Origin of the sequence: Bacillus fungorum, from assembly GCF_002746455.1 — a bacterium.
In the GTDB taxonomy this organism is placed as follows: Bacteria; Bacillota; Bacilli; order Bacillales; family Bacillaceae_G; genus Bacillus_A; species Bacillus_A fungorum.
Genome location: NZ_NWUW01000005.1, coordinates 225,198 through 247,826, shown reverse-complemented (window position 1 = coordinate 247,826; position 22,629 = coordinate 225,198). Strand labels below are relative to the sequence as shown.

Below are 22,629 nucleotides of genomic sequence, written 5' to 3'. Positions count from 1 at the left end.
CTACAGTTCATCAATTACTTTCGTTCACTTTTGAAGTGCTGGTAAAAAATTTATTAATTCTTCAGGTGATAAACTTGCATAATATTTTTCTGAAACCTGTTGCATATATGATTAGAAGCCCTATTCCAACTTTAAAAATAATGGTTTTTTTGGTTTATTTTCGTTTAAAACTATTTCTTTTCCCATTTCAAAACCCCTGAATATAGTTTAGTTAACTAAACTATATTCAGGGGTTTTGAAAAAGTTGCTGCCTATAAAATATAGACAGCAACTTCAACTAGCGTAGCTATTATGATCTATGTAAGCTACATTATATAATTTGATTTTCTATTAGTTTTTTTGCATACTCATTTTTTGAGCTGCTTCTTTTTTAAATTCTGTAACTAATAAACAGCTATTGGCCCATAAGGACCATTAATAATCTCTATTTTTGTTTCAAAAATATCTGTCAAAAGTGTTGAGTCCATAACCTCTTCTACTGTTCCAAAAGCAGCAATTTGTCCATCTTTCATAGCACAAATTTTATCCGAGTATTTAGCTGCAAAATTTATGTCATGCATGACAGTCAAAATTGTTCTTCCAAATTCATTAGCTGCACGTCTCAAATGCTCCATCATTTGAACAGAACGAGCAACATCAAGGTTGTTCAGCGGCTCGTCCAAAAGTACATATTCAGTCTCTTGGCACAATACCATCGCTACATATGCTCTTTGTCTTTGACCACCAGAAAGCTCATCTAAATATCTATTCTCTAAACTAGTTAAATCTAAGAAATCGATATATTTAGAAATGATAACCTCATCTTCTTTAGTCAATCTTCCCTTTGAATAAGGAAAGCGCCCAAATCCAACTAATTGTCTCACAGTAAGCCTAGTTACAAAATGATTTTCTTGTCGCAATATAGTCAAAATTTTTGCTAAGTCTTTTGATTTGGATTCGGAAACATCCATATTCGCTACCTGAATTTGACCTTCATCCATATCTAAGAGTCTGCCAATCATCAATAGTGTCGTGGACTTTCCAGCGCCATTTGGTCCAATTAAAGAAGTAAAGCCTGCTTTTGGTATTTCAATATCCAAAGGTCCTATTTTTACCTTATCCGTATAGAACTTTTTAACGTTATCAATTTTTATCATAAAGCCCTCTTCCTTAAAACTATAGTTAAAAATATGATTCCACCAAATAATTCAATAATAACTGAAACTACACCTTGAGCATGGAATACATGATACATTAAAAAGTATGCACTCGTCATGATCAAAAATCCTATAGCGAAAGCCATTGGAAAAATATATCTATGATCATAAGTTGATGCCGCCTGATAACTCAAAGTCGCTACTAAAAAGCCGTAGAAAGTAAGTGGCCCAATTAGAGCTGTTGAGATGGACATTAAAATAGCTACTAATACAAGCGTATAAATGACACTAGGTTGATATTTAACCCCGAAAGAAGTAGCAACATCCTTTCCTAGTGACAAAACATTCAAATTCTTAGAATGAGCGAAAATTAATACCGCTACAATTACGATCATAGGAATTACAATAGGAAAATATGCAGGATCTGCATGATTAACAGAACCAAATAATCTTGCTTGTAAAATATCAAATTCTGAAGGCGCAAGTAGTTTTCTCATGAAAGTTGACACAGAATTTAGCCCGGTACCAATAATAATTCCAACTAAAAGCATAAGTTGTAAATTCCCGTATTTACCGGAAAGTAACCATCCATAAAGTATCAAACTCATGAAGACCATAACAACAACTTGGAATAAAAATGATCCAATTCCAGTAAAATTTATTAATGCACTAGCACCAAAGAAGAATATTGTACTCGTTTGAATTGCTGAATAAAGTGATTCGAAACCTAAAAGCGAAGGAGTAATAATTTTATTATTCGTAATAGATTGGAAAGCAACTGTTGACAAGCTATGGCAAACTGCAGCAATAATCATTGCAACAATAGCTACTATCCTTCTCTTAACAACTGGGATAAAAGAAGGTGAATCTATCGGAACTGGATTGTTATAAACTAAAAGTCCATATGAAGAAAGGAGACCTAAAGCAATCAATGTGATCAGTAAAATCCAGTAACGTCTTGCTTCCTTCTTAGAACGAAAAGCACTAGCTGATCTACTTTCATTATGAAGGCTAGAATCGATTTCGACATTTTTTTTATTTCTATATTCTAATGTGATCATCGCAGCCTCCTTGGTTTTCTTTGTCTCAATAAAATAGTAATAAACACGACTGCTCCCACTGTTGCAAGTATTAAAGAAACAGGTACTTCAAAAGGCTGTATAATTGTTCGAGAAATGATGTCACAGGCAGTTATTGACCCCATTCCGATCACACAAACCCAAGGTAAATTACTCCTAAGATCATCACCTCTAAACATGGAAACGATATTTGGCACAATTAATCCTAAGAAAGGTAAGTGTCCAATAACAGCTGCAACAATTCCAACTGCAACAGAAATAAGAGCAGTTCCAAAAAGAACAATTCTATTGTAATTAACTCCAAGGCTTGTTGCGACATCTTCCCCTAGTCCAGCTAAAGTCAATCTATTAGCATACATAAAAATAAGCAAAGTAATGATAACAATTAACCATAAATATTCATATCTTCCTACCTGAACGTTAGCAAATGAACCTACAAACCAAGTTTCAATACTTTGCGTCTTTTGAAAAAGGAGTCCCAAAAAAGTAGACACTGCAGAAATAACTGCTCCAAGCATCAATCCAATAATCGGGACAATTAAAGACGAACGAAGCTTAACTCTTCTTAAAAATAGAAAGAAAATCATAGTTCCTATAAAAGAAAAAATGATTGCACCAGTCATTCTTTGAACTAAAGTCGGTGCAGGAAATAATAAATATACAAAAAGCAGGCCTAAGCCTGACCATTCAATAGTCCCCGTTGTAGTTGGTTCAACAAATCGATTTTGTGTAATGAGTTGCATTACGAGCCCTGCCATCGCCATTGCAGCTCCAGTAAGCATTAATGCAACTGTTCTCGGAACACGAGTTATGAAAAACATCTCCATTCCGTCCTCTTGTCCACGTATATCATAAACTCCAGTAAACAGTGATATAATCCCTAAAATTATAACAACTACAATCGCTATTATAAAAGGTTTTGTCCATAATTTATTGTGATTATAAAACTGGGGTTGAGAAATATTCTCAACCCTAGAAATTATATTTTTTGACACTGTTTCGTACTCCTTTACACTACTTAGCTAAAGTTTTTGCAATATTTCCAAATAACTCTATATAAGTTTGAATTGATTCATTTGTGTAAGTATCTTCTGGTGCATAAATAACTTGTTTTTTAGAAACAGCAGTTGTGTTTTGAAGAGCAGGTGCTTTAGAGATAACATCCTTAGCAGGTGTTGAAGTAGCTGCATCAGATATTGCGGCATCACGATCTAATACGAAAATCCAATCAGGATTTGTTTGTGCAATAGCTTCAACAGAAACGTCATCACCTTTATGACCTGCAGTAGAATTAGAAACTTCTAATGCTGGAACCCAACCGAAAATTTCATACATTGGTCCCCAAACACGACCAGAATGTGGAGCAGCAAAACCAATATTACCACCAGTAACGATAACACTCATAACTTTATCTTTCCCGTTATAAGCAGATTTTGCATTTTCAATAGATTTATCAAAATCAGCCACTAATTTTTTAGCTTCTTTATCTTTATCAAAGATTTTCCCTAAAGCAATTGTAGAATCTTTAAGTCCTTTTACTAAGTTTTCGCCAGGCTTAGTAGCTTTCTCAGAAACATCAACATTAAGATCAATAACAGCTGCATTTGGCACTAATTTTTTGATCTCTTCGTAATGACTAGCGAATCTTTGACCAACGATTACAAGTTCAGGGTTTGCCGCTGCAATAATTTCAAGATTTGGTTCGCGGTGATTCCCAATATTTTGAACTGAATTATCCTTTTTATATGCTGAATCTGCAGGCATGATATCCTTTGGAGCAGCCGCTAATTTAATTCCCCAATCAGCTAAAGTTTCAAAAGTTCTATTATCCAATGCGACTACATTCTTTGGATTTACAGGGACTTTAACAGTTCCATGTGCATCAGTGATTTCAACAGTCTTTGGCTTATCACTGCTATTATCTTTATTAGCCTTTGACGCTTTAGTGTCATTACTTGAATTTGAGCAAGCTACTAACATTAAAGTGAAAATTGCTAGAATACTTACTAATTTTAAAAGCATAGTTTTTTTCATACGTATACTCCTTATAATGTAATTTAGTTTGAAAATGATGACATCCATAGATTGAATTAGATAATAACTGCTATTCACCTAAATCAATATTGATAATCATTTTCATTTGAACTTCCTGTTAATTAGTATAATCATTAATTCTGTGAAAATCTTGTGAATGGTGTGAGTTAATAGAATTAAGCATAATTTGTATACCAAAAGTAATATGTGCCGTCAGGCGTGTTGAGTAACCTTTATTTTACAGAGAATACATGCGAAAGTGTTGATTTTCTTTTCAAGTAGGTACTTTCAGTAGATACGGTCGCGCTAGAGTTGTCCCCTCCACACTAACCAAATAGATGAGCACCTTATAAACCATTTTCATGACCCATTGCCTGATAGAAATATTCTACTTCCGTCTTTTTATATTTCTCAGAAACTATTTGACTATCGGATTTAATAGAAAAAAACGAGTAAAACTGAATGAAACAGTTTTACTCGTTTTTTTCTATTATGACAAACTGCATTTTACCTATTATCTTATTTTTATCATTCAATCATTGAATAGCCCCTGCCATGTATCGTTTTAATATATCTGTCTTTCTTCTCGCACTTTAACTTTTTTCTTACATATCCAATATATAAGTCTACTACATTTGGATTTACTACTACGTTATATCCCCAAACCTGATTCAAAAGCATTTCACGGCTCAATATTGTGTTTTTATTCTTGATTAAAAATACAAGTAAATCGTACTCGCGCTTAGTAAGGGAGAGAGTCTCGCCACCTTTTTTCACAATATGGCTAGATGCATCAACAAAGAGATCTTTAAACTGAAAAAAGTTTGTCCCATTTTGCTCGTTACAGTCACTTCTCCTTAAAATAGCTTGAACCCTTGCTACTAATTCTTCTTTCGCAAATGGTTTTCTTATATAATCATCAGCTCCTGCTTGTAACCCTGTTACGCAATCTTTGCTAGAAATATTGTCAGTCACAATAATGATCGGTGTCATTTTAACAAGTCGTATTTGTCTGCAAATTTCTGGTCCGGATATACTTAATGAATCCCACTCCAATATGATAATATCCCAATCTTGTTCATATATTATATTTAAACCTTGGTTTTCATTGTGAAGTTTTAAAATGAAATGGCCTTCTTGCGTTAGAGCGCTTACGATTTTCTTTGCTGAAGACCGTTCATTTTTAATTACTAACACCTGCCTCACCGATGGTTCACCTCTAATTCAATATAACTTAGTTAAACAAAAAACTATCTTCAAAAAATAATTTAAGATTTATAAATATTAAACCCCTAAAAAATCCATTAAAACAGCTTATTAGGAGAACTCTATATAATCTTACAATAGATATAGATAAAAACACAAAGCATATAAATATTTGAATAAGGTGAAACCTTAATTAACTCTCACCAATTGGGCGTTTACGAGCATCTATAGTATCTACCTGCTTATCATCAATTACCATTTCTTCATTTTCTGTTTCAGGGGTACTGGCTCATTCCCATCAACTTAAGCATTTTATAAAACTACAAAACAAAAAGAACCATAACCTCACCGAAACGGCAAAGTTATGGTTCAAATCATACAATGTCATTTAAAGAATATAATGTTCCTTTATTTAATCATAACTTGTCTATATTTTATGTAACCTGGGCATAAATATAAACTTATGTTTACAGGTAAATAAATCATAACTTGTCTATAATAATAAAAGTTAATCATATAATGCCTTTTATTTCTTTAATAATCCCCCCTTTACTTCTTCTAAAATGAGACTAACGTATCATATTATTTCTTTTGCATAGAGATATAATAGATGAATAATCCCCCTAAAAAATATCAAGTATATGGTAATATAGTAGATATTGGGAGGAGATTTAAATGAATATTATAAATGATTATAAAGTAATCAAGACACTTGGTTCAGGAGCATTTGGTACAACATATCTAGTTGAAAAAGGTAATAACACTTATGCTCTTAAATTAATTAGAGAAAACATAATGATATTAGAAAAAGATGACCTACGTAGAATTGAACGAGAAATAAACATACTCAAGAAGGTGTCTGGTAATGGAACGGTAAAATATGTTGATGATGGTTTATATGAAGATGGACCTGATAAATATCGATATATCGTTATGGAATATATCGAAGGAGAAAATTTAGAAAGCTTTATAAAAAAATCTGGTTCCTTAGCTGTACATATAGCATCAAAAATTATATTTAATGTTTTTAAAGCAATTAATAGTATTCATCTTGCTGGAGTTTTACATAGAGATTTAAAGCCCGCTAATATTATTTTAACTGACGAAAAAGAATATAACGTTACAATACTTGATTTTGGTATCTCAAAACTAATTGATGCAAGCACATTAACAACTACTGGCCAAGGCATGGGAACTTATGCTTATATGCCACCTGAGCAATTAAAATCAGCAGCAGATATTGATTACCGAGCAGATTACTATTCTGTAGGGGCTATTTTTTATGAGCTTCTCACTAATGAAAAACCTCTTCAGATGACAAATCAGCTTGAAGCTATGTATAAAATAATGAATGAGCAACCAATACCTGTTGTGAATAAAGTTCAAAATATACCCATCGAATTATCTCAACTAATTGAAACTTTACTCTTAAAAGAACCATTTCAAAGGAAGTATACTTATAATGAAGTAATGCTCATTTTGGAAGGTCTAATTAAAAGAAAACAAGGAAAAGACTTTACCTATAACCATAAACCTAATTCTCTTGAATTTCTTGTGCTACCACAAAATAACGATGCAAAAACAGTGATACACCTGGACAATCTTGATGGCGCAGTTTTTAATGCACCTTCATTAGTTCGTTCAGATAAAAATTATTTAGAGTTACAAAAGAATGATAATTCTAGGCTAATCGTAGACCCTTACGTACAAACATTAGGATACTCAGCTTTCACAGCTAAAGAAACATACAAAAAATTACCTTATGTGATCAGCAAGTTAAGAAAAGAGACCCCAAAAGACTTCACCTTAGCATCTGATATATTTCAAAGAGCTAAGCAAGTAATGGATTTTCAGCTATTTTACAATAGCGATATCTTATTATCACCAGTTCACTTATATACTTCTGTAAAAGATCCTTGGATTACAACAGATTATAATCTATATAAAGCATCTAAATCTTATTTGGAATCTTTAAATATTAGAAAACCATTATATTATGGGGTATTCCTTAACATTGAAAAATTTGAGGACATTAACGATATTGATCAATTAGTTAATTATATTTCAGCCGCGCAACCTGATGGATACTACCTACAAATTGCTGGAGATTTCGGGACATTAAATAGTAATCATTATTACGCTTATGCCCATTTAGTAAAAATTCTTTCATACAGTAATAAAGAAGTTATAGTCTCAAGAATAAATGATTTTTCATTAGGATTGCTCTCCATTGGTGCAAACACTATCGCTACCAGCTTGGGGCAAGGAGACAGTTTTAAAGAAGAATTCCTGAATAAACATGAAAGTGGAGGGGCAAAGCGCAGATATTATATACCAGAACTAATGGGACTTTATAATGAAAATATCTTGTCAGACATTTTATCCACTAAAATAGGAAAACAATTAATATGTAACTGTTTATACTGTGAAGGTTCTACAGAAATAGATAAACTAACAAGCTTTCACAATACTATCCAACATCACTACACAGTAAAAAAACAACAAATTGATGAATACTCTATACTTTCTAATGAAGAAAGGTTAAGAAAATTTAGCGCTTCAATAGATCTTGCACAACATTACATTAAGGAGATTCTTAAAGAAAAGAAGATTAAAAATCTTAACTATAAACATCTTGGTATATGGAAAGATGTTATTGTAGAGGTATCAAATATGGATCTTCCTCAACCGTCCAGTATTTAAGCTACTGGAAGCCTGTATAATATTTTCTGCAATTCTATATCTCATTACTGGGTCTAAAGGTTGTTTTATATGAGGCTTATTTAAAACTTGTACTTTAGACCCCACTGAGATTAAACCTACATTATATTTTTTAAATTCATTTAGATCTACTCTATGGATATAATCTACATCTAAAGCAACATATGTACTCCGAGCAAACCTTTGGTATCTAATAGCTTGAGCAAGACCTGATTGCCAATTACTTAGTTTCCCTTCAATTGCAACCATATCTGCAGAAAAAATATTAAACGACTTATTCCGAAAATATTTCCCCTCTCTTAAAGTCACTGCTTCAATACTCACTAGATATTTTAGTATTTTATATTTTAACTTCTCAGCAGGTATATAATGATTAGACAATATTTCCTCAAAACTTACACCTTTTCTCTTTTTCCATAAATACATAAAAATTTTAATTTGTTCATTACTTTGGAAATGAACACCATTTCTACTTTCTAAAAATCGTAGAAATTCAGTTTTATTCTTAATGACAATAAGATCTGCAATTCCATAACCACCACCAATTTCTTCAAAAAATAGTTTCTTTTTATATTCATGCTTTAGTCTCTTAATTAAAGCTTCTTCTGTGACAAACATAAAATCCTCCCTATAAATTCACCGCTAATTAACATTTAAATTATATATTACACATACCTTAAATTCCAATAAGTGATTTTATTTGTTTTTCAAACCCTAATTAATTACACACTGTCTTACATTTCATTTTTTGATATATTTTATAAGTCATAACCCAATTCTTTTCTCACCTCATTCCTAAAATCTCGATAATATTTCTGCTTAAAGATAATAGCACGGGGAAATACTTTGCAAATTAATGTGTCAGAAGGATAAACACCCCTATTATGGTAACTATAAATTATCTCCTTTATATCCGTTTTATCTCTTTTGATACGTTCATTCTTAACCTTCGTCTTATAGATCTTATGTCTTTTGATAATTTCATCGCATAATTCAGGATATAACCTTCTCGCTACTTTGTAGCTAACTTCAAGCAGCATCAAAGTTTTCTTCAAACTAATCTTATTCATGAAAGGATCCTTTAGTATATTTTCTAATTTTAATTTTATCCTCTCTTGATTAAAATCCCTTTCATTATCTCTATATAATTTATTCCTTTCAACAATAATAGATATTAATTCTGGAAAATGATATTCAACACTCTTTCTGTTCAATCCTAAAGACTCTGCTACCTCGGTAAAATTCAAACTATTATTATCTTTCTTAATGTAATCTAACAATATTTGTTGAGTGTTCTCGATATCCGGCCAAGGCTCTACTTTCTTTCTAGTTTTCCTTTGAAGATAGGGCATTAACACATCATAATTGTTTTTTTCCATAAGAAGAGAATGAATAGGTATATTTGTTATTTCAGATATCCTACTCCAAAATTCTAATGGTGGCAGATGTTGATTAGCAAACCAAGTTCCAATTCTCTTATTATTAAATGCATTTAAATTATCGGAAAATGCTTTAAAAGAGATTTTATGATTATTTTCTTTAAGATACTTAAAGAACTTCCTTACAGAATGAGTAGTAGGAAAACCATTAATGGAATGGTTCATAGTAAGAAGTTCAGAGTATCCACTCAAGAAATATTTTTCTCTGTTAGTAAGTGATTCCTTATTCCTCTTAATATGTTCCTGCCCCAAAAATGCATTACAGTATGAACAAAATCCAAGTTTGATTTTAGCAGTAAAATATGGAGATGTTCTTCCACATTCATCACATTCATCTTGTAAAGGCATTTTGTGAATTGAACATATCTTTAATTCTTTTAAGTGCCATAATAGTGGTTCATAAATAGGTTTATGATTCAAAGCCCATTCACTAATACAATTAGGGCACCATCGTTTCTTAGAATTAATAATAGCTGAACGCTTGTTCAAAATACCATTCCAATTCAATAAGGAGATTTCATCTAATCTTTTTATATCGGTAAGTGACTCAATGATATCTATTAGATTTTGTGCAATAGTTCCTATGTGATTAACTGTACTCCCATCTAAAAGTTTTTGATGATTAATATTTTTTTTAAAATATGAATAACTTTGCATTCTCGGATAAATATATTCTGTAAATAATGCTCCAACACTAATATTATGAGCACATGCTAGCCGGCAGATATAACTACTTAAACATTCTACCTGTACATTTCCTCTTTCTAACGGTTCCAATCCATACAGTAAACTTCTTTGTGAAAGAATAATCTCATCTGCTTTTTCCTTTATAATACTATGCTTCATTGTAGTTCCCTGCCTACTTTATCACGAATTGGTTTCCTTACACCAACTCCTCTTGCCCTAGTACCTTTGTTAACGGATGAAGGTTCCACTGCTATACCCAATTTATTTCTAATCTCTTTTATTGTTTCTTTTCTTTCAATAAAAAGAGATTCACCCAACATGATTTCATCTAGCAACTTGGAAATTTTATTAATTGATAGAGCTGTTCTTTCCAAGTGCTGTAATGTGAATACATCACTGTTTTCCTCTAAAGAAATTTTTAATGCGCGTACTAACCAATCCTTTAGTATGCCCACACAACCTAACGTTCTTTCATATAAATATTCATACTCATTAATTATCTCATTCGATACTTGAATAGGGATTCTACCCAAAAGACCATTGATGATTCCAATATAATTATTAAGGTCATTATCAATATTTATATCATATCTTGAAAAGTGTACATCCATAGTTCTTCTAGCAAGTTGACCATTCAAATTTACAAAATCTTTTAATTCATAAGTTCCCACCAATAATTGTGGTATCTGTGTTAAGTTCGATAGGGATTTCAAAGTATCTAATTGATCTTTAAAACGCTTTCCAGAGGCCATCTTGGTAAAATGTTGAGCTTCATCAATTATAAATACTTTTGGTTCTCTATAATAAAATGCATTTTCAATCGATTTTCGCAACTCAGGTGCTGTACGAGGACTATGACTACGAACTAATCGCTTATTGGAATTTTGTTCTTCGTTTGTTTTATATAGTATTTTATTGTGAATTAATGGCTCATGCATTACTTCTAAAGTTCGAATATAAAAGTCTTTCCAATTGAATAAACCACTATCTGGAGAAACCAACTCAACTGTTACCAACGGTAATTTCGATTTATTTTCTTCCAGCTCCTTAATAAGGCTCTTGATGATCCTCTTTTGTAATTCCTCTATTAAAGTTGATTTCCCTACACCGGAAGGCCCCATAAGAATAATAATTTCATTTCCTCCTGGTAATTCAATTAATGTTTTTAGTTTAATAAGTAACTCTTCCATCTTAGGATGTAAAATCCGAAGATTTTTAAACCTTTCCAACTCTTCCTTAATTGATATATTGAATTCGTTGTTTTGATACATCTTGCTCACCCCCTTAATCACTATTTTTCATATACTTCAAAATTTGGAATATTACCAAGGTCAATTTCGTTTTGTACGGTCATATCGGTTCGACATTGTTGCGTTTGACTTGTAATTATTTGCTCAACTCTCAAATTTTCCTTATCTTTCATTGATTGTTTTATAATTTTTTCATGTTCTTCGATATTGTTCATAAAAGATGCTATATCCCTAACTGTTATACTCTTTTTATTTTTATATTTGCACCTAATTTCTTCTGTAATAACTTGCAATTCTTTATGAGTTTTTCCATTTAACAAATAGTAATATTCCGAAATGCATTTTATCCATTTGTTATTAACATAAGCATAAAGAATACCTACATTAAACGGGTCATATTTAAGTTCTATCTTTTCTCTCTCACATGAACGAAGCTCATCATTCCAATACCAAATGTTATTGAATACAATCCCTCTTCCCACCTGTACTAGTCCTTTTCCACGAGGGGTAGATGGTAATGTTGCTAAAATAAAACTCTCATCATAATCAATAAAATTTAATTTCCTACTCCCACCTATAGACATTCCATGTTCAAATTGTTCTTGTGGTGTCATATTCAAACTTGAATGTAGCTGGGACTGATAATAATCAATCCACTTATGAAACATCTTTTCTAATGTTGGCAATGTCCAGATTGCATGTTCTTTTGGATTCACGCTCTTAGTAACTCTCCTTACCTCTTTAGTAAGCTGTGTGTTACCTTGAAGGTTGTGTATAAATTTTGTATTTGTTGTACCAAACAATCTCTCAATTATCGATCCGAATCTCGCCTGTGCCGGCGGCCTGTTCTTTTTTGTTATTTCAAATTGAGCACATAACAAGTCAAAATATTTACTATGAAATTCTTTCCCACCGTCAACAACCAGGGTTCTAGGTAATTGATTATGCTTCCTAACACATTCTCTTAAAATCATCATATTTGAGCGGAAACTTGGAAAATCAAATGTTAAATAATGCGCAAGTATTGTTCTTGAATATGCGTCAATTAAGAGCGTCAAATATGGCCTCAATGTATATTTGTTATTTGAATTAGCAAGGACTAATTCAATATCTAATTCCGTATGATCAATATGAGCAATCTCAAACGGGACATCTCCATGCCTCGGTGTATGCTGCTCCAAATACCAATGTTTTACCTGATAGGCTGATCGTTTTCCTTTTCTTTCATTTTCTTTTGTAATACTAGGCAATTTACCAATTCGTTTAGTAAAAGTAACATAGCTAGGGCATGACAATCCAAGTTTTCTACATTCATCTTCTAATAAGTTATACACCGATCTCATATTAACTTGTTTATATGAGAGATAATAATTAGTAATTAACTCTTCAAGTAATTCATCAACCCTCAAATCAATCTTTTTATTTCTATTCCCTCTATTTTTCTTATTGGATATTAACCCCAAGAAGCCATTTCCATAAATTTTTTTCCCTTCTTCAAAAGCTTTTTCCCATCGTTGAATCGTTTTCGCACTGTAATCATGGTCAATTTCCCCCATAATTATCCGATATCTTTTATAGGCTTCTTCTACGTCAGCAATTGACGCGCATTCCAAAATTGATCGTTTACATTCAATCAACTTATTATCAATTATTAGTTCTTCTATATTAGCTAACTTAACAATCTTTTTCTCTAAGAGCTTTCTCATATTTTCTACAGTAATATTAACCATTCGGTTTTCTTCGTCTACCGCTGAAATTGTAAATCCTCCAAAGTTATCGATTCTATATAACCGATTATCCCACCAGAATTTGTCACCTTCCGTTAAACCCAAAGACCTACTGTTAGTATGTTTTGTCTTCACTTGATCTTCAGTAAACATTTCATTGTATATACGCGACATACTTTCATCTATGAAGATATGCACCTTTTCTTGCTCTATCAAGTTAACTTGTCGAAGATTAACATACAAAATACCTTCAGCAATCAAAATGTGCAAATGTTCAGAATTAAACAAGGTGTTGTTCTCTAATAATTCTTTAAACGTTATTCCAAAATTTTGTTTAACTTGTTCCTTCGCAACTTGTATTTTCTCTTTAGATATTAATCCTATATAAGAGTTCTTTAGATACTCTTCAATTAATTTGATATTTCTCTGAAATACCCAATTAATTTCTTTAGAACTTCTAACATTGAAACTTAGCCCGAATCTCGCAGCGTAGCTTTCTCCAGGTGGGCACCGCCATTTATTACACTCATCTTTTACATACCTATTAGGAGATTTTGTGGATAACTTTATTAATTCTTCTTCTGTTTTCCATTCTTCCCAACCAACTTGTTGTTCCTTTATAACAAAAAAGTCCGGGGTATAATTATGACTAATTTTTCTCCCGGACTTCGATTTATATTCCATATAAATTTGATTTGGTTGATCATAATATTCCAGTACAGACGGATCGTATTCCATTTCATAAATAGCTGGTAATTCAACAGTATGACTTTCAAATTGCACAGTAAAGCCCATTTTTCTACTCGGATAAGAACCTGACACATTCCCTCGACCACCTTGAACCTTCCTAAACGGTTCTGATAACCTTATTTCATTTATCAGTTCTTGCGCTTGACTTGATATACTATTCGCTTTAAACCATTCTATCAACTGTTCTTCATCCATCATTTAGATTGCACTCCCTTTCTTATGAAAGAGTAATCTGTACATAACTTGAAATAGTAACTTCTATACGTCCTATTTTTAAAAATACATCGCATTTTTAAAGCTTCTTCAATTTTTTTTCTAGTAGGCATATAACCGTTAACTATTTCTTTTTTAAACTGTTCCTCAATTCTATCTTTGTTTTCCTGAATAAGTAATTTTTCTTTATCATCTTTTATTCGCCTATTATTGGCAGAAATCCTTTCACAATGGTCTGGGAAGTTTGTATATAGATATTTAGTACTACAATTTAATTTTTTAGCTATTTCAACAATTGATCTGTAAGTATCCTTTTCCTTTTCAACCCTAGATAAATAAACCTTAACATAATTTGCACTTAGTTTATGTTTTTGTCTTATTATCTTTACTTGTTTATATTCTCCTTGATTATTTGATATTTTAATTCTATTAGTATCAATATTTCTATAAAAATCAATTACACTAATTCCTAGCTTAAAGCTTATGTCTAGTAATTGATTTAAAGAGGGTTTACTCTTACTATTACACCAATCCCACATTGTGGTTTTGGGTATTCCAACGTATTTTGCAAAATGATTGATCGTATTCCCAAATTGATTTTTTATGATTTTCTTAATACTATCTACCACAATTATTTTCCCATCAAACACTTGATCATGATTTACATGTAGAAACACTCTTTCCAAATCTTTAGAGATGTATATTTCTTTTTCAGATGGCTGCTTAATATTTTGTTCTCCGAAATGTTTCTTTTGACAATACGGACATATTCCTACTTTGCTTTTCCTATGTAAATAAGGAATAGTTTTATTACACGACTCACATTTATCCTGTAATGCAATTGAATGAATAGTACAGGTAGTATATATTGACACACACCATATCAAAGGATAATAATCTTTAAACTGTAAGCATTTTGAACACCAAGACAAACTCTTTTTCACTAAAATTTTTGTACTTAACATCTTTGAAAGGGGAGATAATGTCAAACTATCTATACATTCTTGTCCAGTAAGAACAAGTAAGCAATTAGATACATCCGCTGAACTTTTATCTATACTATTAATAGAATGGGAGCCATCATAAAATCTGTTTCCACCTCTGGCTATTCCATTATTTAAATACGCTTTATTTAAGTTAGGTGCTACTATATACGATATTAAATCTCCTACGTCTATCCTATGCGCCTCCGCTAGCCTTATTATATAGCTTGTCAATGATTCTTGATAAACAAAGCAGGGCGTTCTTGGAATCAAACTATATAGAGTCGTCCTCGGTGATAAGTTCATTTTCCCCCTCCTTAATTTCCAATATTCAAATTATTGTCTCTATATACAATGGATATACTCATCAAATAGCCTTAATTATAAAAAAACGTTAGAATCAAAATTGATTCTAACATTTTTTATAATTTATTATCTTAACTTATCATAAAGGAGCTCAGCCTTTTCTCTGACTGCTCTTTTACGATTGTTAGAACTCGCTTGCAACAATTGACTGACATGATGGTCTTTTATATTTTTGTTATGTAAATCATACATTTGTACAAAATCACACCATCTTTCAATTACATCATTATCCCTAAGTTTTAATAATATAGTTTCATCACCCATAAAGATTTTATTGAAGTAATATTCCCATCTATCATCAGTCAAGTTACCTAAGATTGAATCAATGTATGTTTGGGCATCCCAAGATACACCCCAACTATTTCCTATTTTACATGCTATAGTAGCTGTCATACATTTCCCTAATGCCGGAACAGGAATTGAACTACCTAAATTGAAAAGTAAGTTTGCTGCTGCTGGTTCATTATAAAAATTATTCATTCCTTGATGCACTTCTAGCAAATGATTTGCAGCTTCAATAAATGTATTAGATCTTAAACTTTCTGGTACATAGTCGAAACCTTTAACCTTTAACAAAACAGATTTCAGCGCTCTTACCAATTGTAAGTTTCCTGCATTAGTAACCTCTGCATATGCAAAACCAATTGGATAACGATCATCTGTTAACAAATCTCCCCAAATTCGCGGAATAATACTTACCATATTAGCAAGAACAATTTCTAGTTCTGCTGCCTTTTGGGATTTTGATAAACTTAGCAAAGTTCTCATTGTTGTTCTTTTATAAAAATAAGGACTATTCATTAAAGACTTAAATATCTCATGACTTTCTGATAAAATTTCTCTTCTAAGAGTGTCTCTAAAATTGGTAAAGGATATACTAAAACCATCGTCACTCATTGCTAATACATATTTAATACAATTTTTTATGCATGCTTGTGCCTGTGTTATATCAAGCTCATCTTCAACATCTCTTCTTAAATAATGCTTAAGTAACTCACTACTTTGTAAAAATAAAATTTTAGCGGTCTTATTAATTAAGCCTAAATCAGCACTTAAATTTATAATGTCTACATCCGATAGAAAATCATTTGAATCGGATAAGCTATCCTCATTACGTCCTAGCATTTCAAGTACAAATTCTTTTCCAAATGACATAATTCTATCCCTTAATACCGCTATTGTCCTATTCCATGTATACTCAGTTGCCATATCAAATAGTCCAGCATCAAAAGACACATTTATTCGACCTATTTCTTTTGGAGACAACATATTTATATATCCTGATAATTCATTCACATTAGAAATAGTAGCAGGTATGCTGGCACCATTAGGTGAATCCCATAATACAATTTCATTAGCCAAGTAAATCACCCATCCTTTTGTAGAAGGTATTACCATCCTGTGATAAAAAATATACTCCCTTAATCTTTGGATCTTGTGATGCTAGGACAGTGTGGGCAGCTCTCTTTCTTGCTCCACCTTCTGCTGGTATATCATCTTGAGTTAACGGCTGCTTTTTCACAAAAATATTAAATCCCCTTACCCTAGCAGAACTATCTATTATAGTAATCCCATCCACATTTAACATCTCAAGAAATAATCCTGAAAGACCATAATACGCTTCTGATGATGCAATATCCTTAATATTCATTGCAGTATCTATTATTTTCTCTCCTAGGTCAATAGGATTAGTAAACCAAGTCCCATCTGAAAGAAAATCATTTGGAAATATGTAATCTGAATCAACAACAACACAGATAGTTCCATGAACTTTATATGGTATTATAGATAATAAGTTAGTAATTGCCTTTTCTATAAATCCTTTGTTTAAGGATGGTATATCTGCAGTAATATCATCAATCATGTTATTAAAAATTGCATTAGTTTCTTGACCATGGTCTACTAGTCTAAAGTCGATCATCAAATTATGTTTTCTAATTCCACAAATATTCAACTCAAAGTTACTAATAACTTCTATATCAATGACTCCAAAATCTATAAAATCAGTATCTTCAATACTCAATAAATTTCGCGAAAAGGAAACACCTATAGGTCCAGAAAAAGATCTAATTATACCATATTGTATTTCATGTTCCTCAATATTCACAAAAACATGCCACCCATTATTGCAAAAAGGTATTAAAGATTTTAAAATCTTTTCCATATCAATACCATCTAAACTACCAGTTTTTGTTTTTACAATATATGAATTAGGTACCGTTTCTATTGCCTCATCAATATTGTTTGTTATTATAATTCGAGGGCGAATTTTTTTTCCTTCTTCTTCATAATTACACAATCTTGATAATATATTCAGAAAATTAGTGAGAAACCTCTCACTTACTAAAATATTTTCTAGTTTAAATATTGTCTCTACCTTTTCTCGAACGGAATCATAATGTAGGCGTGTTTCAATCATTAAATTATTCACTCCTAGGACTAATTCAATATACTTGTTTTAGCAAACAATCAAATATATTATATCACCACATTATAGATTATTTAACATATTTTCATTTATTGTGGTAAATTAAGGCTTAATATCTAATCTTAAGAAGGTATATATATTTGAGTAACTTTCTCCTCATTTAACAGGTTTAATCCAACTTCATAGCTTTTAAAAATAGCATTTATTATCCGACATATAAATTAAGATTGAAACATTATGGATATCCATTTATAGATACAGTTATTACAATGAATTAACTTGGTTTCAAATTTAAAAAGTAAGGATTTAGCTTATCAGCCAAATAGGCGAATTGATATATCTTATATGCTAAAAAGAGCTTATATATCCGTTTCATATCTTGATTCAATTAATTTTACATTCCCACAAACCTAAAAAAACACTATTTAATTTCAAAACGGAAAGAATACTAAAATTATTCCACGCTAAGCTAAAAGACATATTTTTGATATCATGATGAGTGATGTAATTTATTATGTAATAGAGGATTCTAAAGGTCCAAAAGGTTATGAGGAATATACTATAGCCACAATCTAAAAATTGGTTTGTATATACATTTAATAGTGATTGAAAATCAAATTTCTCTGCGGATGATATTATAAGGACCTTTAACACATTAGAGGATTTAGCGTATAGCTACTTTGCAAGAAATCTATCTTTAAACACCTGAATAATTAATAATATTAAGCATAAATTGTCTATTAAAAAAATTAAGCATAAGCTGTCCAAATGGACAATTTATGCTTAATTTTACATACAAAAATAAAAAAACCACCAAATATGTATTGGTGGAGACGGTGGGAGTCGAACCCACGTCCAAAAATATCGGCACTTAAGCTTCTACGAGTGTAGTCGATATATTAGCATTTCGCGAACTCTTCAGCCTATCGACAGGCTTCCAAGTTGCTAGTCTGGTTGTTCTCTTCCTTTGTCCTCAGACGGCGAACTCCGGCGTAGTCCACTTAGTTTGAGTCCCTTACCCTACCACATGGACGATGGAGGGAGGAACCTTTAGTGCAATTAAGCAGCTAAAGAAAGATTGTTTTGTTTGCCAATTATAGGCTTTGACGTTTTAACGAGGCCGATCCCCTCGACTCGCAACCTAAGCTCGAACTATCCCTGTCGAATCCGTAACGTCCCCATGATAAAAATGGAGCATACGAAGAAAATATCGTGATAGCTACTAAGAGCTGTTTTTCAATGTGCAACAATCTTACATAAGTTATTATAACATACGCGCTCCATTTTACAAATGTAAATATCTGTATTACATCTTTTGGCGATCACGGAACGCGCGTGCAATTTCACGTTTAGCTTCTTTCTCTTTTAAATCGTGACGCTTATCATATTGTTTCTTACCTTTTGCTAAACCAAGTGCCATTTTCGCAAATCCATTTTTCAAATAGATTCTAACTGGAACTAATGCATATCCTGTCTCTTTTGAAGCACCCGTTAACTTCTCAATTTCTTTCTTATGAAGAAGTAACTTTCTCGTGCGAAGCGGATCATGGTTAAAACGATTCCCTTGCTCATATGTACTAATATGCATATTATGAACCCATACTTCACCATTATGTACACGAGCAAACGCATCTTTCAAGTTCACGCGTCCAGCGCGAATCGACTTAATTTCCGTTCCTTGAAGGACAAGCCCTGCTTCGTATGTTTCTTCAATGAAATAATCATGAAAAGCTTTTTTATTTTGTGCAATAACCTTACCTGTACCCTTTGGCATATAACGTCCCTCCTCTATTTTTACTATTGTAACAAATGTTAATAAAAAGCGAAAGTGGCTCGCTTAGAATCTTTGGACATTGGAACTCCCGACAGAGAAGCGCTTTTTGCTTCGTCCGAGGGAGTGAAATGGCCAACAGATTCTAGCCACTGTAGCTGGATTATACAAAAAGCGAAAGTGGCTCGCTCAGAATGTGAGGTGGATGGAGCTTCTGACCTTGAGGCGCTCTTTGCCCCTCGGGAGGAAGCGAAGCCGCCGAACATTCTAGCCGCTGTAGCTGGATTCCATAAAAAGCGAAAGTGGCTCGCTCTCAAGCCACCAAGAAAAAAGAAAAAGCCCCGCTTTTCATCAAAGCGAAGCCATCCTTTTCTTACTTACGCTTTTTCTTTTTCTTCTTGAATCCTGGTACGTTTTCGAAGAATGCTTTTTTCTTCTTGCCGTTACCATCTTTTTTCCCTGACTGGCTAGCGGACGCGGAAGCTAATCCTCTTCCTTTTCCTGTTCCTTTACCACCACGGTCAAATTTTCTTCCTGTGCCACGTTCTCCGCCGCGCTCGCTACGTCCACCGCGTTTCTTTCTGCCTGTTCTTGGCTGTTCGATAACGACTGGGCGATCTTTGAACTTACGACGAGGCGTACCTTTCATGCCAACGATTTCAAAGTCGATTGCACGCTCGTCTTTGTTTACGTTAATAACGCGAATTGTAATTTCGTCACCGATGCGGAATACGTTACCTGTACGTTCTCCAATCATTGCGAAATGCTGCTCATCGTAACGATAGTAATCATCTGTTAAGTAGCTAACATGTACAAGACCTTCAATCGTATTTGGAAGCTCTACGAATAAACCGAAGTTTGTTACAGAGCTAATCATACCATCATACTCTTCGCCGATTTTATCAACCATATACTCTGCTTTTTTCATTTCGTCTGTTTCACGCTCAGCTTCAACAGCACGACGTTCCATATTAGAAGAGTGTTCTGCAATCTCAGGTAATTTTTCACGCCATTTTGCTTGCGTTTCATTGTCGACTTTTCCGTTAATAATATATTCACGAATTAATCTATGAACAATTGTATCTGGGTAACGACGAATTGGTGATGTGAAATGCGTGTAGAACTCAGTTGATAAGCCGAAATGTCCTAAGCTATCCGCATCGTAACGCGCTTGCTTCATAGAACGAAGCATTACTGTTGAAATAACTACTTCTTCAGGCTGCCCTTGAACCATTTCAAGAATTTGTTGCAGCGCACGAGGATGTACTTCATTCGCACGTCCTTTTACTGCATATCCGAAGTTCGTTACAAACTCGAAGAAACGCTCTAGCTTATCTTCTTTCGGATCTTCATGGACACGGTACATGAATGGTACGTTCATCCAGTGGAAGTGCTCTGCCACTGTTTCGTTCGCAACAAGCATAAATTCTTCAATTAGCTTCTCTGATACAGAACGATCACGCATAACAACATCGGTCGGTTTTCCTTCTTCATCTACTAATACTTTCGCTTCTTTAAAGTCAAAATCAATTGCACCGCGGCGCATACGTTTTTCACGTAAAATTTGTGCCAATTGGCCCATCTCTTTAAACATTGGTACTAGCGGCTCATAGCGTTTAATTAATTCTTCGTCCTCATCTTCTAAAATGCTTCTTACATCAGCATACGTCATACGCTCTGTCGTTTTAATTACACTTTGGAAAATCTCGTGTTTGACAACATCACCTAAGTTGTTGATTTCCATTTCACAAGATAACGTCAGACGGTCTACTTTCGGATTTAACGAACAAATACCGTTAGATAGACGATGCGGAATCATCGGAATTACACGGTCAACAAGATATACACTCGTCGCTCTCTCCGCTGCTTCTACATCAATTGGAGAACCTTCTTGAACGTAATGACTTACATCCGCAATATGAACGCCAAGCTTGTAGTTACCGTTCTCGAGCTTCGTTACTGTAACAGCGTCATCTAAATCTTTCGCGTCTGCACCGTCAATTGTTACGATCATTTGGTCACGCAGGTCACGGCGATCTTTTAAATCTTCTTCTGAAATCGTTTCTGGTACACTGTTTGCATGCTCCATCACTTCTTCAGGGAATGCTAAAGGTAAGTGATGTTTATGGATGACAGATAAAATATCTACTCCTGGATCATTTTTATGACCTAGAATTTGAATAACTTCACCTTCTGCACTTAAACGATTCTCTGGATAGCTCGTAATTTTCACAACTACTTTATGACCTTCTACAGCACCCATTGATGCACTTTTCAAGATAAAGATATCACTCGTCCAGCGCTTATTGTCAGGTATAACAAACCCAAAGTTTTTCGATTCTGTATATGTACCAACTAATTCTTTCGTACCACGCTCTAAAATGCGTACAATTGAACCTTCTTGACGCGAACCACTCGATTGGGAACTAAGGCGTGCTAATACTGTATCACCATGAAGTGCACCGTTTAACTCTGTAGGCGGGATGAAAAGATCATCGTCTCCTGTTTTCTTCTCGTCCGGTACAACGAATGCAAAACCACGTGCATGTCCAATTAACTTACCACGTACTAAATTCATCTTTTCAGGAAGACCGTAACGGTTACTACGAGTACGAATAACAAGTCCCTTCTCTTCCATCGTTACAAGTGCCTTTACAAAATCTTTAAAGCCCTCAGAACCTTCAATCCCAAATGCCTCTTCTAACTCTTGTATCGTTAGCGGTTTATACGCTTCTTCTCTCATAAATAATAACAACTTATCAATATGTTCTTGTATGATTTCTTCCAAGCAAAAATACCTCCTTTAAAACCTTATATTATTTAGTGTATCCGAAAGATA

The 22,629-nt window shown here is 33.1% G+C and carries 15 protein-coding genes, 1 other RNA gene and 1 pseudogene; 1 reads left to right on the top strand and 16 read right to left on the bottom strand.

Annotation, left to right across the window (positions count from 1 at the left end):
• Positions 1-24: 24 nt before the first annotated feature.
• The 6 genes and pseudogenes from CO726_RS32955 to CO726_RS09790 all read right to left on the bottom strand — a co-directional run.
• A pseudogene (locus tag CO726_RS32955) lies at positions 25-111 on the bottom strand (MarR family transcriptional regulator); the annotation flags it as partial.
• Positions 112-383: 272 nt separating this feature from the next.
• Positions 384-1,136 (bottom strand): iron ABC transporter ATP-binding protein, encoded by a 753-nt coding sequence (locus CO726_RS09810; protein ID WP_099684119.1) that lies wholly within the window; start codon positions 1,134-1,136, stop codon positions 384-386.
• Positions 1,133-2,197, bottom strand: coding sequence for an iron chelate uptake ABC transporter family permease subunit (locus CO726_RS09805; protein ID WP_099684118.1), 1,065 nt, complete (start codon positions 2,195-2,197; stop codon positions 1,133-1,135). The genes CO726_RS09810 and CO726_RS09805 overlap by 4 nt, the downstream gene beginning before the upstream one ends.
• Positions 2,194-3,210, bottom strand: a complete 1,017-nt coding sequence (locus CO726_RS09800; RefSeq protein ID WP_099684117.1) for an ABC transporter permease — start codon at positions 3,208-3,210, stop codon at positions 2,194-2,196. The genes CO726_RS09805 and CO726_RS09800 overlap by 4 nt, the downstream gene beginning before the upstream one ends.
• 19 nt (positions 3,211-3,229) lie before the next feature.
• Positions 3,230-4,249, bottom strand: coding sequence for a siderophore ABC transporter substrate-binding protein (locus CO726_RS09795; protein ID WP_099684116.1), 1,020 nt, complete (start codon positions 4,247-4,249; stop codon positions 3,230-3,232).
• 528 nt (positions 4,250-4,777) lie between these two features.
• Positions 4,778-5,455 carry a response regulator transcription factor gene (locus tag CO726_RS09790; protein WP_099684115.1) on the bottom strand — a complete coding sequence of 226 codons (678 nt, stop codon included), beginning with the start codon at positions 5,453-5,455 and terminating at the stop codon, positions 4,778-4,780.
• Between the two features lie 675 nt (positions 5,456-6,130).
• On the opposite strand from CO726_RS09790, the gene CO726_RS09785 reads away from it, so the two are divergent.
• A complete protein-coding gene (locus CO726_RS09785) occupies positions 6,131-8,158 on the top strand; it encodes a serine/threonine protein kinase (protein WP_099684114.1) in 2,028 nt (675 codons plus the stop codon).
• Here CO726_RS09785 and CO726_RS09780 read toward each other — a convergent pair.
• The 10 genes from CO726_RS09780 to rnr all read right to left on the bottom strand — a co-directional run bounded on the left by CO726_RS09780 (position 8,123) and on the right by rnr (position 22,578).
• Positions 8,123-8,794: a hypothetical protein gene (locus CO726_RS09780; RefSeq protein WP_099684113.1), complete on the bottom strand. Its 672-nt coding sequence runs from the start codon at positions 8,792-8,794 to the stop codon at positions 8,123-8,125. The genes CO726_RS09785 and CO726_RS09780 overlap by 36 nt on opposite strands.
• Positions 8,795-8,934: 140 nt before the next feature.
• Positions 8,935-10,461: a TniQ family protein gene (locus CO726_RS09775; RefSeq protein ID WP_099684112.1), complete on the bottom strand. Its 1,527-nt coding sequence runs from the start codon at positions 10,459-10,461 to the stop codon at positions 8,935-8,937.
• A complete protein-coding gene (locus tag CO726_RS09770) occupies positions 10,458-11,573 on the bottom strand; it encodes an AAA family ATPase (protein WP_099684111.1) in 1,116 nt (371 codons plus the stop codon). Before CO726_RS09770 ends, CO726_RS09775 begins: the two co-directional genes overlap by 4 nt.
• A 20-nt stretch (positions 11,574-11,593) precedes the next feature.
• Complete coding sequence (locus CO726_RS09765; protein ID WP_099684110.1) at positions 11,594-14,227, bottom strand: TnsA endonuclease N-terminal domain-containing protein; 2,634 nt, start codon at positions 14,225-14,227, stop codon at positions 11,594-11,596.
• The gene (locus CO726_RS09760) at positions 14,224-15,531 is read right to left on the bottom strand and encodes a TniQ family protein (protein ID WP_099684109.1); all 1,308 of its coding nucleotides are present in this window, start codon (positions 15,529-15,531) and stop codon (positions 14,224-14,226) included. Before CO726_RS09760 ends, CO726_RS09765 begins: the two co-directional genes overlap by 4 nt.
• 126 nt (positions 15,532-15,657) lie before the next feature.
• On the bottom strand, positions 15,658-16,953 hold the full coding sequence (locus CO726_RS09755; protein WP_099684108.1) for a hypothetical protein: 1,296 nt from the start codon (positions 16,951-16,953) through the stop codon (positions 15,658-15,660).
• The gene (locus CO726_RS09750; protein WP_099684107.1) at positions 16,946-18,010 is read right to left on the bottom strand and encodes a hypothetical protein; all 1,065 of its coding nucleotides are present in this window, start codon (positions 18,008-18,010) and stop codon (positions 16,946-16,948) included. The genes CO726_RS09755 and CO726_RS09750 overlap by 8 nt, the downstream gene beginning before the upstream one ends.
• An 834-nt stretch (positions 18,011-18,844) precedes the next feature.
• Positions 18,845-19,199, bottom strand: a transfer-messenger RNA (tmRNA) gene (ssrA, locus tag CO726_RS09745).
• 126 nt (positions 19,200-19,325) lie between these two features.
• Positions 19,326-19,793 (bottom strand): SsrA-binding protein, encoded by a 468-nt coding sequence (gene smpB / locus CO726_RS09740; RefSeq protein WP_048528182.1) that lies wholly within the window; start codon positions 19,791-19,793, stop codon positions 19,326-19,328.
• A gap of 370 nt (positions 19,794-20,163) precedes the next feature.
• Positions 20,164-22,578, bottom strand: coding sequence for a ribonuclease R (gene rnr / locus CO726_RS09730; RefSeq protein ID WP_099684106.1), 2,415 nt, complete (start codon positions 22,576-22,578; stop codon positions 20,164-20,166).
• Positions 22,579-22,629 lie beyond the last annotated feature (51 nt).